The organism is uncultured Salegentibacter sp. (assembly GCF_963972535.1).
Taxonomy (GTDB): domain Bacteria; phylum Bacteroidota; class Bacteroidia; order Flavobacteriales; family Flavobacteriaceae; genus Salegentibacter.
Window position 1 is genome coordinate 1 of record NZ_CAXAVR010000023.1, and the last position, 14,457, is coordinate 14,457.

Annotated in this window: 9 protein-coding genes; 5 read left to right on the top strand and 4 right to left on the bottom strand. The window is 37.5% G+C overall.

What is annotated here, in order from left to right:
* Positions 1–63: 63 nt before the first annotated feature.
* The 3 genes from AACZ30_RS04905 (at position 64) to AACZ30_RS04915 (ending at position 4,446) form a co-directional block, all read left to right on the top strand.
* Positions 64–2,208, top strand: a complete 2,145-nt coding sequence (locus AACZ30_RS04905; RefSeq protein WP_339648047.1) for a glycoside hydrolase family 97 protein — start codon at positions 64–66, stop codon at positions 2,206–2,208.
* Positions 2,209–2,484: 276 nt separating this feature from the next.
* Positions 2,485–3,852 (top strand): TIGR00366 family protein, encoded by a 1,368-nt coding sequence (locus AACZ30_RS04910; protein ID WP_339648048.1) that lies wholly within the window; start codon positions 2,485–2,487, stop codon positions 3,850–3,852.
* A 174-nt stretch (positions 3,853–4,026) separates the two neighbouring features.
* On the top strand, positions 4,027–4,446 hold the full coding sequence (locus AACZ30_RS04915) for a hemerythrin domain-containing protein (RefSeq protein ID WP_339648049.1): 420 nt from the start codon (positions 4,027–4,029) through the stop codon (positions 4,444–4,446).
* 20 nt (positions 4,447–4,466) lie between these two features.
* Here AACZ30_RS04915 and AACZ30_RS04920 read toward each other — a convergent pair whose 3' ends face one another.
* The 3 genes from AACZ30_RS04920 to AACZ30_RS04930 form a co-directional block, all read right to left on the bottom strand.
* Positions 4,467–5,696 (bottom strand): hypothetical protein, encoded by a 1,230-nt coding sequence (locus tag AACZ30_RS04920; RefSeq protein ID WP_339648050.1) that lies wholly within the window; start codon positions 5,694–5,696, stop codon positions 4,467–4,469.
* 200 nt (positions 5,697–5,896) lie between these two features.
* Positions 5,897–9,520, bottom strand: coding sequence for a metallophosphatase (locus AACZ30_RS04925; protein WP_339648051.1), 3,624 nt, complete (start codon positions 9,518–9,520; stop codon positions 5,897–5,899).
* An 89-nt stretch (positions 9,521–9,609) separates the two neighbouring features.
* A complete protein-coding gene (locus AACZ30_RS04930) occupies positions 9,610–10,059 on the bottom strand; it encodes a nucleoside deaminase (protein ID WP_339648053.1) in 450 nt (149 codons plus the stop codon).
* Positions 10,060–10,156: 97 nt separating this feature from the next.
* Between AACZ30_RS04930 and dxs the strand changes: the two genes are divergently transcribed.
* Positions 10,157–11,935, top strand: coding sequence for a 1-deoxy-D-xylulose-5-phosphate synthase (gene dxs, locus AACZ30_RS04935; protein WP_339648056.1), 1,779 nt, complete (start codon positions 10,157–10,159; stop codon positions 11,933–11,935).
* Between the two features lie 31 nt (positions 11,936–11,966).
* On the top strand, positions 11,967–12,989 hold the full coding sequence (locus AACZ30_RS04940) for a DUF3078 domain-containing protein (RefSeq protein ID WP_339648057.1): 1,023 nt from the start codon (positions 11,967–11,969) through the stop codon (positions 12,987–12,989).
* Positions 12,990–13,018: 29 nt separating this feature from the next.
* Here AACZ30_RS04940 and AACZ30_RS04945 read toward each other — a convergent pair whose 3' ends face one another.
* Positions 13,019–14,365 carry a deoxyguanosinetriphosphate triphosphohydrolase gene (locus AACZ30_RS04945; protein ID WP_339648082.1) on the bottom strand — a complete coding sequence of 449 codons (1,347 nt, stop codon included), beginning with the start codon at positions 14,363–14,365 and terminating at the stop codon, positions 13,019–13,021.
* Positions 14,366–14,457 lie beyond the last annotated feature (92 nt).

The window sequence follows — 14,457 nt, forward strand, 5'->3', positions numbered from 1 at the left end:
TTTATTTCCCAAAACTCCTTAAAACCGTACTTTTGTAGATTCACACATATTAAAGTAGAATTTATGAAAAGTCGATTAATATTAGGCCTCTTTTGCCTGGTTGTTTTTGGTAGTTTGCAAGCCCAAAAACTGGAATCACCTAACGGAAACCTGGAGATGAATTTCTCTCTTCAGGAAGATGGTACTCCGGTTTATAGCCTGGAGTTTGAAGGTAAAACTGTAGTAAAAACCAGTAAACTGGGAGTAGAATTAAAAAATGAAGAACAGGCTCTCACCTCAAATTTTAGCATAGAAAATACCGAAGAATCTACTTTTGATGAAACCTGGACACCGGTTTGGGGTGAAGAAAGTGAGATTGAAAATCATTATAATGAACTTGTTGTACATCTAGATCAGGAAGATTCAGAGCGTAAATTGGTTTTGCGCTTTCGTTTATTCAACGACGGACTCGGGTTTAGATATGAATTTCCGCAGGAATCTAATCTAGGGCATTTTGTGATTTCAGATGAAAAAACTGAATTCGCTATGACCGGAGATCACACCGCTTTTTGGATCGCCGGCGATTATGATACCCAGGAATACGATTATACCGAAAGTAAACTTTCAGAAATAAGAGGCTTGATGGCAGAGGCGGTAACCGCCAATGTTTCTCAAAAATCATTCTCACCCACAGGAGTGCAAACTTCTTTGATGCTTAAAACCGAAGACGGCCTGTATATTAATTTACATGAAGCCGCTTTACTGGATTACCCTGCAATGCACTTAAACCTGGATGATGAAACTATGGTTTTTGAATCCTGGTTGACACCAGATGTAAATGGAGATAAAGCCTATATGATCGCTCCCGGAAAAACGCCATGGAGAACTATAATTGTAAGTGATGAAGCTAAAGATATCCTTTCTTCAAGAATCACTTATAACCTAAATGAACCCAGTAAGATTGAAGATACTTCCTGGATTAAGCCAATGAAATATATGGGTGTTTGGTGGGAAATGATCACAGGAATGAGCTCGTGGGATTATACCGATGAATTTGCTGCAGTAAAACTAGGTGAAACCGATTTTGAAGCCGCTGAACCGAATAGTACTCACGCTGCAACTACTGAAAATGTAAAATACTATATTGATTTCGCATCAGAACACGGTTTTGATGGGTTGCTGGTTGAAGGCTGGAATGTAGGTTGGGAAGATTGGTTTGGAAATTCTAAAGATTATGTATTCGATTTTGTCACGCCATACCCAGATTTTGATGTAGATGAAATTAGGGAATACGCCAAAAGTAAAGACGTGGAAATGATTATGCACCACGAAACTTCGGCTTCGGTTAGAAATTACGAAAGGCATTTAGATACGGCTTACCAGTTTATGAAAGCCAATAATTACAACGCGGTTAAAACCGGTTATGTAGGTGATATACTTCCGAGAGGTGAAAATCATTATAGCCAGTGGATTGTTAATCACTATCAATATGCGCTTGAAAAGGCTGCGGAATATGAGATTATGATCAACGCGCACGAAGCGGTTAGACCAACCGGAATTGCCAGAACCTGGCCAAACCTTATCGCCAACGAATCGGCTCGTGGAACTGAATATCAGGCCTTCGGCGGAAATAAACCAAATCACGTGACTGTTTTACCTTTTACACGTTTAATTGGCGGGCCAATGGATTACACACCCGGAATTTTTGAAATGGATATCAGTAAACTGAATCCAGATAATAATTCTCACGTAAACAGCACGCTGGCAAATCAATTAGCTTTGTATGTAACGATGTATTCGCCTTTACAAATGGCAGCCGATTTGCCTAAGCATTACGAGCAGTTTATGGATGCATTTCAGTTTATAAAAGATGTAGCGATAGATTGGGAGAAAAGTGTTTACCTGGAAGCCGAGCCGGGAGATTATATCACTATTGCCCGAAAAGAAAAAGATGGAAATAACTGGTTTGTAGGTAATGTAAACGGACTTACCCCAAGAACTTCAGAAATTGAATTCGATTTCCTTGAAAAAGGCAAAACCTATATCGCGACTGTCTATGCCGATGCTGAAGATGCGCACTATAAAGATAATCCGCAGGCTTATGAGATCAAAAAATATCGAGTGAACAGTAAGTCTGAGCTTTCACAAAAATCTGCTCCCGGTGGCGGTTATGCGATAAGCATTATGGAAGCCAGTAAGGATGAAGTAAAAGATTTAGAGAAACTGTAGGTCAAAAAATGTATAGTGTAGATTGTATACTGCAAATGATTCAATAACAAGAAACCCTCGTCAATTCGGCGGGGGTTTTCTTTTGGGAGCTATCTAATCAAAAGCTTTTCAATTAAAAACTGCATTTCATAAGAAATTAATAAATAATTTATAGTTTTAAGCAGTGTTAATAGATAATACCCATCCAAACCCTACTTTAGGATGGGATTTTTAGTAGGAAAATTAATCGAATAATAAATTCAATTTTTGGTAGATCAGCACGTTTAATATTAAAATTTGAACCTTAGCAATTTCATAGAAAACACTTTTAAAAAACTTATACCAGCACCCTTTACTTTAGCGGTGCTACTTACGTTAATCACACTTTTTGTCGCGTTCTTCTTTACGGGAGAAACCAATACTAATTCTGCAATTCAAATCCTCGATTTTTGGCAAACCGGGATGTGGGATCCCGCGCTTATTGTCTTTATGGTGCAAATGATGCTCATTTTGGTTTTGGGACACATCTTAGTACTAAGCAAACCTGTTTCCTGGCTAACGAGTCAGTTAACTAAAATAGTGACCGGAAACGCGAGCGCAGTAATTATTGTTTCGGTTTCAACAATGTTAGTTGCATTTTTTAACTGGGGACTGGGATTGATCTTTGGAGCAATAATGGCGAGGAAAGTTGCCGAAGCAGCTTCCAATAGAGGCTTCAAAATTAATTATCCATTAATTGGAGCCGCCGGTTATGTAGGTTTAATGGTTTGGCACGGAGGAATGAGTGGTAGCGCGCCATTAAAAGCCGCTGAAGAAGGTCATTTAGCCAGTCTCTTTCCGGGAGCAGGTGGGGAATTCCTTTCACAACTACCCAATAGTCTTCCTACCACAAGTACAATTTTTTCTTCCTGGAATTTATTGATTTTCGGAACTTTATTAGTGTTAATTCCGCTTACGCTGTATTTACTTTCCAGGATCAGTGGAACGAAAACGGTGAAAATTGAAGCTAAAATGAAAACAGATCATATCGCAAAAATCACCGGTGCTGAAAAACTGGATCATTCAAAATCACTAAGATTGATTTTTGGATTTCTTCTCCTAGTAGCTTTTTTCGCCAGTTATTCTGATGAAATTTCCGCAGGAAACCTTACGCCTAATATGCTGAATTTTCTAATGCTTTGCTTGTGTATTTTGTTACACGAGTCTTTTGCTTCATTTTTAAAAGCTTTAGAAGAAGCCATTGGGGGAGCGGCGGCTATTTTAATTCAGTTTCCTTTGTATTTTGGGATAATGGGCATAATGCGGGAAACGGGTTTGGTGAGTGATATTTCTGGGGTTTTTGTAAGTATCGCAACCGATGTTAGTCTGCCGGTTTACAGTTTCTTCAGCGCAGGCCTGGTAAATATTTTTGTTCCCAGTGGCGGCGGGCAATGGGCGGTACAGGGCCCAATAATTTTAGAAAGTGCTTTAAGACTTGGGGTGCCGCTTAACAAAGCTGTGATGGCTTTGGCCTATGGAGACCAGATTACCAATATGCTGCAACCTTTCTGGGCGTTGCCATTACTTGCCATTACCAAACTAAAAGCCCGGGAAATCCTTCCCTATACGCTGGTAATGATGTTGGTGGGAAGCCTTGTTTATATAATCGGCTTGTTATTGGTTTGATTATTAGAATTGCAATAAAATACTTTTGGGAGATAATAATCGGCAATAAGAGGAATTAATCTCGAATATCGAGTAAAACAGATTTAGATTTCTTATTTTATATAGGAATCAACAATTTTAATTATGGTACCGCCAAAGACTAATCCGATAAAAAGACTTAAGGCTATTCAACCTTTGAGTAGAGAACATCACCAGGGGCTTTTGCTATGCTGGAAAATTAGAAAAGGTTTTGAAACCGGCGTGGAACCGCAACGCATAAAAAAATATACCGATTGGTTTTGGGAAAACCAGTTACGGGAACATTTTCAGATTGAAGAAAAATATGTTTTTCCGGTTTTAGGTGCTAAAAATGTACTGGTAAAACAGGCCCTGGAAGAACACGAACATCTGGAATCATTATTCTGCCAAAATACTGATATCTCCCTTGCCTTAGAAATGATTAAAAACGACCTGGAAGGCCATATTAGGTTTGAAGAACGGGTGCTTTTTAATAAAATCCAGGAAGAAGCTTCAGCAGAAGAACTTCAGGAAATTCAACAACACCACGACAAAGAAATCACTTGCGGCGTGTGGGAAGATGAATTCTGGAAGTAATTTCATCTAGATCACCAAAATTAGGCAGCTTTTTGCAAATGCTGCCTACCAGTCACCTCCTGTTTTAACCTAAAAACAGTGTCTTTTTCGTAAGCCAGAAAATAGTAGATCACAAAGAACAGGAAATACATAATCATTGATTTTTGCCTAAGGATTATTCCAAGATTAGACATTACAAATGTCATTGCAAAAGACGTGGTGAAAAATAAGATCAGGCTTAGTTTTACATGGCCCGGCGCCGTTTTTAAAAAGCCGAAAAAACTCTTTTTAAATAATTTTCCGAACAATAATAAATAGATTAAATTCTCTATAGAAACTATAACTCCAAGAATTCCGGGAGCATCAAAAAATAGTGGCCTAAACCAGAAAGTAAAGAATTTCTCGAGAAGTGAATAATCTGTCATTGGCACACCCGAAGTGGCATTATCCAGGCTATTAGAACGATTTTCAGTAAAAGAAAGAAAATCGGCAACTAGGTTTTGAGAATTCCCAAGGTTTACCACATCCAGAATTTGTTTATGAAAAAGCAAGAGAACACCAGTTATAGCGCCCACAAAAATTGCTTTTTGTTTTAAACTAATCTGGTTTTTATTGATAAATATACTTAGCAGTCCTGCTCCTGCCAATAGCAAAAACATATGCGGCCTTATGGCAAAAACCAGTAAAGAGCCCAAACTTAAACTATAAATTCTGTTTTGTGGTTTTCTAAGGGCATAAGCAAATAACATTAAGCCCAGAAAAATAGGTGCTCCTTTGCCTAAAGATGCTGTCCAGAAGTGCATATTTGGTAGAAAAAGAATTAAAACCAAGAAATCAATTTTCTTAAAGATCTTAATATTTATAGCTATGTTTTCTTTAAAAAATAGGTAAGCATACACAAAGCCCATAAAACCAACCCAGCTAAAAAGCAACATCATCATTTCGTAGCTAAAGCCGAAGAAATTTATAAATGGATAAGATAGAAAATCTATAAAAGAGGTACCTGTTTCTAAAAATCCGCTCCAGGTTTTACCTTCTTTTCCCGGCACACTAAAATATCGCTTTGAATCTGAAGGATTAAAAAACGCATAGGTGTAATAAATACCGGCAAAGAATAGATGATAATAGAACAATTTATTCATCAGGTTTGCTGAGAAAAAATCGTGTTTTTCACTAATCTTTTTAAAAATATACTGGTTCACCAGGTGCAAAAACGGAATAAGCATTACCGCCTGCAATAGGTTATGAATTAGGTTTATATCTGGGGACATTTTTAAATCTATTTATCCCTGTTAAACCAATTTTCTTACCTAAAATTTATAATTAGGATAGCCTTAAGTTTTAAGCTAATAATTAACTGAATTTAAGTCTTTTGTGGCAAAATGTTTTCAAGTTAACAATACTTTCAAATTTGAATACTGTGAACTTCTACAGTAATGTTCCACAAGTGTGTGGATTTCAACACGGGAATTTAGAATTTAAAACCAAAAGTAAAGGTTAATCTTCCGCCATCGTCACCGTAATAATAGCCTGTGTTCGCGGTAAAAGCATTAAAGCCATTAATCCAGATTGAGCCGCCATAGTTGTTTCGCCATTTATCTGAAGTTGAATCTTCTGCCCATATCCGGCCGTAATCAAAGCCGGCACTTACTCCAATTTGCAGGGGAATAAAATTAGTTTTGAATCGGCTTATTCCAACTCTAAGATCGGTAGAGTGGTAGAAAGATTGTTTCCCGTTGAAACGTTCCCAACGATAGGCCCTCAAATTTTCATTTCCACCAAGGATAGCACCATCATAATATTCATAATTATCACCAAAGATGGCTTTACCACCAACTTTGGTAGCTAAAACCGCAATTCCGCTTTCGTGCAACGGATAATCTATAGCCAGCCACGGACTTACATAAGCAAATTCGTTGTTGTGACCGTCAATATTGGTTTTATATCCTGTGGTGATATCAGCTTCAAATCCGCGGGATGGATATGCAGGGTTATCCCGGTTTTCATAATGATAATTTAATTCCCCACCGGCATAAAGTTGTTGGTTAAAAAGATCATTTTCTTCAGAAAAGGCATCTGCTATAAATCGTTCTTCATCATAAGATACTTCTCTAGATTGTAGCATTGGCTTTGCATAGAAGCTTCCGCCGGAGTTTCCACGCCAAATTAGGGAAGGTGCAATTTCCCATTGCTCAATACGAACCCGGTTGTAATCTCTTTCAAAGGTATCACGTTGATTTTCGGAATTTATACCTTCTCCAAAATAATTTACAGCAAAATTAGGACTGGTATAGCGAGCTGAAATTCCCAGGTTCCAGTTATAGAAAATATGTGCAAATTCTCCCTGATATCCTACTTCAAAACCGTTAGTGGCAAAATAATAAGCAGCATCAAAAGTATGTTGTGTATTAAATGGATTATTGGTGAGCCCGTAAGTGGTGTAAGTGTCTTTAATTCCTAAAGAAAGCCCTTCGTCGCCATTATAATCTACTTGCGGCATAATTTTATTTTCACTTCTTTTTCGTTTATCGGGGTTAAAAGTGTTTATCTCGTAATCGTCTACCAACCATTTTCTGGAAGCAGAATTGATGATCGTGTTTTCTTTGCTTTTATGATCGAATAATTTAATTTTTCTAGTATTCTGAAAATCGTAGATATCGTTCTCTTCTCCACCTACTACTTTAATTTCTACAGGATTATTTCCTTTTCCTAAAGTTTTAAAGGTATCGTCGCCATCAAATCCATAGATCCAAATTTCATCGGTAATTTCTGAATTATAAGTGTTTCTAAAGACTTCTTTTCCGTCTTCATTAATCATTATAATCTCGGTAAGACCATTGTCTTTTCTTTCAATGCTAAAAGTATCATCTTCTTCGGTTCCTGTGAGAATTTGAAACTCCTGCAAATAATTATAATAGCGTTTGGCAATATCTTCTAAATTATCTCTTCTCGCTTTTAGGCTACTTTTAATGTCTTCAATAGTTTCATCCTGAGCTTCTTCTGGTAAAGCTTTAAAAGCAGTCTCAATTTCATTATCGCTAAGTCGGGATTGAATAAACTCTACCTGTTCTTTCCAGTCTTCCCAGGTTAAGGTTTTTAATAAGCGCTGGTCTAAAGGGTAACCCGATAAATTAAACCATTTTACATTATCTACATTGGCATCGTAAGTTTCCATTTTTCTAACCAGGGGCAATCCTAATTTTACCAGGTCTGGAATAAAGCCATCATAATTTGGAAAGGCAAAATCGCGGTCACGGGGTATAGGTTTGTAGAGTTTTGTACTATCTTCCTGGGTGTGTAATGCCCATCGCCATTGATCGAAGTGCCTGTCCCAGTCGCCAATTAACATATCTACCAGCCTGTTTTTTATAAATTCTTTCTCATCTGTCCTGATATTTTTAGATTTTCTCATTTCCTCAAGAAGATCGCGAGTACTTATAATATCTTCGGGCGAACCAAATCTTTCAAATTCTTTATTTTCATCTCCTACGTGGGCTTCAAACATGTAAAGTTCATCGCCATATTCATCATTATTAAGTCCTAAGGCTTTTTGTTTAGGAATATAGAAGATTTCCGGTTTTCCCGCATAAATATCCAGTAAATCATTAATGTGTTTTAAGGAGTAGCGGGCGTAAGGGTGTGCACTGGTAAAAAGATCCATCGCATAGCGTTGGGCCACGGTATTTTCAATATAATCTTTAATATAATGGTCTTTAATGGTGGTGGCCTGTAAAAACCGGGTAGCGCTTTTTCTTAATGCACGAATAGTAAATTCATTTTTATCATCGGCAATAAACCTAAGGGAGCGGGATTGCATACCACCGCCTTCTTTTAAAGGTTGCAGGTTCCCTTCCAGGGTGTCCAGGAACAGCACGGGTGCTTTTATTTTTTTACTATACACTTCTCTATAAAAATCACCAATTAGGCTTTTATAAAGGCCAGATTTATCGGTTTCTTCTTCGGTATATATAGAAGCGCTTACGGTGTCACCAATTTGTTCTTTAGTTTTAAAATTAATCTCGTTCCAGTTTAGTTCGTCGCTTTTAAGCGTTTTGCTAAAAATGGGCTGATCTGAATTTTCAATGCTGAAAAATTCAATAAGCGTTTCATTATTTTTATAGGCTTTTATTTTAGCATAACCGCTTTTGTTGCTTCCAAAATGCTCGTTTTCTTTTCTAATACTAAGTTTTTGGGGTTTTCCCGTGCTTCCGCTTATTATTTGCGGAATGCCATCATCTTCCAAATATTGAAGATTTCTGTCCAGCCCTGAAATAAAAATTACATTATCAAACTGGCTGGCAAGGGTCTCCAGGCGGCCTCTTAAATAACTCTGTTCTTTGCTTTGATAATCCTGGGCTGAAAAACCTCCAATTTTTTCAAAGAAGGATCTTTTTGAATTACTCATTACCGGATGCTGTAGAGACACCAAAATGGTCTTACCATGGGCATCTTTTATATCATCTTTAAATTCAGCAAAAAAGCGTTCTCTTGTTTTTATATCGCATTTAGAATTCATATTGGGATGCTCGTCCCAATCTTCTAAATACCACTGGGTATCTACGGTAATAAGAATTAGATCATCGGTAATATCTTCCTGTTCAATTGGGCAACCATCATCTGGCCAAACTTCTATGTTAGATTGATTATCCTGAAGAAAAGACTCCAGATCATCTATTCTATTTTGTCCACCTTTGGTCCATTCGTTACGGCCTGGAGTAAATATAACTTTACCGTTAAATTCCTGAACCGCATCTAAAAGGTTCTTTTTTAAGAATTCCTGTTGGTTCTCGCGTTCCCCTTCTTTTTCATATCCTTTCTGCGGAAGAAAATTTCCAGGAATTAATAAGGAAGCATTATCGTCATTTTTTGAAGCCTCTACAATGGTATTTAGGATTTTTAGACCTTCACCTGTAAGATCATTTCCAATATTACCGGCAACATAAAAGGTGTGTTCCAGAGTTTTATGCTCTTCGGCACCTGGAGAAACCTGTGCGGTTGCCGAGATAACTGAAGCTATAAATAAAAAGACGAATTTATAAATGGTATTAATATTCCCCATAGATGCGTTAACAATTTTAATTTGAACAAACTTCAAATTTTTGGAAAAAAAGCCACTTAACAATAGCTTTTAACGCATTATAACACTTGTCTTTAGCAAGTCTTTAACTTTGGTTAAGCAAGGAATTAATTCAAATTTCGTTTCTCAATAAAAAAACGCTTTAATAATGCCGAAGCTTCATCTGCAAGAATACCAGATTTTACCTGGGTTTTTGGATGTAGCTTTACCCCGGTTTTTCGGTAGCCGCGTTGCTCATCTTCCGCAGCGAAAATAAGTTTTGAAATTTGGCTCCAATATAAAGCACCGGCGCACATTTGGCAAGGTTCCAAGCTTACGTACATGGTGCAATCTTTTAAATATTTCCCGCCCAAAAAACTTGCAGCAGCGGTTATTGCCTGCATTTCGGCATGCGCGGTAACATCGTTGAGGGTTTCGGTTAAATTATGTCCGCGAGCTATAATCTGGTTATTTATTACAACTACAACCCCAACAGGAATTTCGCACCTTTCAAAAGCCTTTTGGGCTTCTTCCAGTGCTTTTTTCATAAAATATTCATCATCAAAGGGCTGCAACATGTAAATAATCTTTTCTGCGGAAAGATAAAAATTATAAAATTAGCTTCTGAAGAAATCCTTGTAAGAAATAACTTTTCATAGCTTAACTTTGCGTACTATGAATCTTAATATTTTAGAAGATATAAACTCTCCTGAAGACCTGAGGAAGCTCCCGGCTGAAAAGTTACAGGAAGTTTCAGCAGCACTCAGGAAATTTATAATAGATATAGTTGCAACTAAAGAAGGCCACCTTGGAGCCAGTCTTGGCGTGGTAGAATTAACGGTTGCCCTGCATTATGTATTTAATACTCCTAAAGATTTATTGGTTTGGGATGTAGGTCACCAGGCTTACGGGCATAAAATTTTAACGGGTAGACGTGAGATTTTTCATACTAACAGAAGATTAAACGGTATTAGCGGATTCCCAAAGCGGGAAGAAAGCGAATATGATACTTTTGGGGTTGGGCATTCTTCTACCGCGATCTCTGCGGCCCTGGGAATGGCTATAGCTTCAAACCTTAAAGGTGAATTTAAAAAACACCATATTGCTGTGGTGGGAGATGCTTCTATTGCCAGCGGGATGGCTTTTGAAGGTTTAAATCATGCGGGAGTAACAAAAGCAAATTTACTGGTGGTGCTCAACGATAACGCAATTGGAATAGACCCCAGCGTTGGAGCTTTAAAACAATACTTAACCAAAGCGCGGGTAGGTTACAAGCCAAAACAAAGTAATATTATTGAAGCGCTTAATTTTAAATATTTTGGGCCGGTAGATGGACACGATATTGCTGGATTGCTTGAAGTTTTTAAACAAATGAAACAAATTGAAGGTCCCAAATTCCTTCACGTAATTACTACTAAGGGTAAAGGTTTAAAAAAGGCTGAAGAAGACCAGGTAAAATATCACGCACCCGGGAAATTTAGACCAGACACCGGGGAGCTTTTACCATACGATACGGCAGGGCTTCCTTTAAAATACCAGGATGTTTTTGGTCTCACTTTGGTAGAATTAGCAAAAAAGAACGAAAAAATTATAGGAATTACTCCTGCCATGCCTACAGGAAGTTCTTTAAAATTTATGATGCAGGCTTTTCCAGAAAGGGCCTTTGATGTTGGCATAGCCGAACAACACGCGGTAACACTATCTGCAGGGATGGCTACCCAGGGTTTTAAAGTTTTTTGCGCTATTTACTCTACTTTTTTACAGCGCGCCTACGACCAGGTTATTCACGATGTTGCCATTCAGAAACTGCCGGTAGTTTTTTGCCTGGATAGGGCAGGACTGGTTGGGGAAGATGGGGCAACACATCATGGCGTTTTTGATATCGCTTATTTAAGATGTATTCCAAATATTATAATTGCCGCGCCCAGTGATGAAACAGAGCTTAGAAACCTACTTTATACCGCTCAGCTAGATTTAAAACTTCCAATGGCCATAAGATACCCACGAGGTAGGGGCGTTAAAACAAACTGGGAAACTCCTTTTGAGAAAATAACAATTGGAAAAGCCAGGAGCCTTAAAGAAGGTGATAAAATTGCTGTTTTAAGTATTGGAAATATGGCGCAGAATGCAGCCAAAGCCATAGAAAGTATAAAAACAGAAAAAATCGGGCATTTTGATATGCGCTTTGTAAAACCGCTAGATGAAGAATTATTGCACGTTCTTTTTAGGAAATACGAAGCCTTTATTACTATTGAAGATGGAACTGTGGTAGGCGGCTTTGGTAGTGCGATTTTAGAATTTGCAGCAAAACACGATTATAAAGCTAAAATTAGGAATTTAGGTTTGCCAGATAATTTTATTGAGCAAGGAAATATAGACGAATTACAAGAAATTGCGAAAATTAGCGTTGAATATATTAGGGAAGAAGTAGTGTCTCTTCTTCAAAATCTTTAATTTTGCCATTCCGAAAAATCTAAATTAACTAATGAAAACCAAAGTCTTATGTCTTGTAGCTTGCTTCGTTTACTTAACCACCACCGCCAACAATTCAATTTCAGATTATTATTTTGACATTTATAACGATACTATAAAACCTTCAGATTCTATTAAAGTGGTACAGGATACCACCGAAGTAGATTCTGTAATAGTAACGTTTTGGACAGAAAAGAATGAAGTTGGGGTAAACTTAAACGAGGTTGCTTTTATTAACTGGAATGCCGGTGGAAATAATTCAATTTCTGCTCTGGTTCACGGTAATTTAGAGCGCAATTATAAAAAAGATGATCTTAATTGGCGAAACCGGGCCACGGTGCGCTATGGTATAAACTCCCAGGAGGGCCAGAAACTTAGAAAAACAGAAGATGAGTTACGTTTAAATTCTTCTTTTGGTTATAGAAAAGATTCGGTTTCCAATTGGTTCTATTCGGCAAAATTCAACTTTAATACACAGTTTACCAATGGATATAAATATCCTGATACCGATAGTCCTATTTCCAAATTTATGGCTCCGGGTTATTTATTTCTGGGTATTGGTACAGAGTATTCAGATCCTGTAGAAGATCTTAAAGTATATATTTCACCGGTAACGCAAAAATCTACTTTTGTTCTTGACCAAAGATTGGCTAACGAAGGGATGTTTGGTGTTACGGGAGCAGTGAGAGATACGCTGGGAAATATTGTTGAAAAAGGAGAAAATGTAAGAACTGAATTTGGTTTTCTGGTTACCAGTGATTTTTCAAAAGAAGTCTTTGAAAATGTTGAACTGGATAATCAATTAAGCCTGTATTCAGATTATCTCAATAAATTTGGGAATATTGATGTGGAGTGGCAGTTAAACGTGAATTTAAAAGTAAACGATTTTATAAAAGCCAATGTGGGTTCCCATTTACGCTACGATGACGATGTAAAATTTAAAGAAGATATTAATGGCGATGGAGAGCTTGAAACTACCGGGCCCAGGGTGCAGTTTAAGCAAATGCTGGGCGTAGGCCTCGTCTACGAATTTTAAAGATGCCGGCTGTCTAAGCCGGCATTTTCTTATAATTTAATTCCTTTATATTTTTCAAAAGAAGCTACGGTAAACCCATCAGTCAACGAAGCGGTATGCGAACAAATTTCTAATAAACGCCTATAAACCGAATTCTCCTCCTGGAGATAAGCTAAATTTGGAACCGATTTTAAAACCAGTTTATTAAAATTAGAATATTCTTCGGCTTTCAACGGAAGTAAGGCTTCGGTATAAGTATCTAAAAGGTGCGAAAGCATTTTATACCCTGCAATTTCTTTACTTATTACCTCTTCACTCTGGTAGATTTTTTCAATACTAATTTTAATAATATCGTCTATTTGCGCTTCGTATTTACTCTTATCTAACAATCCCTGATGAAAACTTCCTGAAAGAATGGCATCTTCATTTTTTAAGAAGGTTTCTACCGCTTCGGTAATTAAGGTATTTATAGCCAGGGCTCTTAGGTAACTTAACCTATCTGCAGTATTTGTAAGGCTATTGTATTTGCCGGTATTTATATTGTCTTTTACTAGTTTTATAAGATATTCCAACGCATAATCTTCATCAATTAGACCAAGGTTTATCCCGTCTTCAAAATCTATAATGGTATAGCAAATATCATCGGCTGCTTCCACCAGGAACGCGAGAGGATGGCGGTAGTAACTTATATCACCGTCTTTTCCGGTTTTAATTAAGCCTAATTCGCCTGCAACCTCTTCAAAAATCTCTTTTTCTGTCTGGAAAAACCCAAACTTCTTGTCGGCTATATTTTGTGAGGGTTTATGTGGTAAAGATTCTTTAGGATATTTTATAAAAGCTCCCAAAGTGGCGTAAGAAAGTCGGAGACCACCAGAGATTCCCGGTTTATTTTGTGTAAGGATTTTAAAACCGTTGGCGTTCCCTTCAAATTTTATAAGATCCTGGTATTCTTTTGGAGAAAGTTCATCTTTAAAACGTTTTCCATGACCGTGGCTAAAATATTCCCCAATAGCTTTTTCTCCTGAATGCCCAAAAGGGGGATTCCCAATATCGTGAGCCAGGGCAGCAGCGGCCACAATGGCACCAAAATCGTTCATTTTGTAAGCATGGGTTTTTTCCAGTTGAGGATGTTTTTCCAGAATTTTTTGCCCTGCCAGTCTACCTAAAGATCGCCCAACTACCGAAACTTCTAAACTATGCGTAAGCCGGGTATGTACAAAGTCGGTTTTGGAAAGCGGAATTACCTGGGTTTTATCCTGCAAACTTCTAAAAGCCGAAGAAAAAATAATTCGGTCGTAATCTACCTCAAAACCAAGACGGGTTTCGTTTTGCTCTTTTCTTAAGCGTTTATTGGTATCTCCAAAACGTTTTAAGGAAAGAAGTTGCTCCCAGTTCATCATAATTTAGTGCTGTTTAGAATTGAATTTATAATCCAGGTTCAAAAATAGAAAAAGCTTATGAATATTGGCCGGTTGAGCGTGTTTTGCTG

Bases quoted from the DNA above. Each gene is read 5' to 3' on its own strand.
- AACZ30_RS04920 (WP_339648050.1), bottom strand. From the start codon at position 5,696: ATGTCCCCAGATATAAACCTAATTCATAACCTATTGCAGGCGGTAATG.
- AACZ30_RS04945 (WP_339648082.1), bottom strand. From the start codon at position 14,365: ATGAACTGGGAGCAACTTCTTTCCTTAAAACGTTTTGGAGATACCAAT.
- AACZ30_RS04930 (WP_339648053.1), bottom strand. From the start codon at position 10,059: ATGTTGCAGCCCTTTGATGATGAATATTTTATGAAAAAAGCACTGGAA.
- AACZ30_RS04940 (WP_339648057.1), top strand. From the start codon at position 11,967: ATGAAAACCAAAGTCTTATGTCTTGTAGCTTGCTTCGTTTACTTAACC.
- dxs (WP_339648056.1), top strand. From the start codon at position 10,157: ATGAATCTTAATATTTTAGAAGATATAAACTCTCCTGAAGACCTGAGG.
- AACZ30_RS04905 (WP_339648047.1), top strand. From the start codon at position 64: ATGAAAAGTCGATTAATATTAGGCCTCTTTTGCCTGGTTGTTTTTGGT.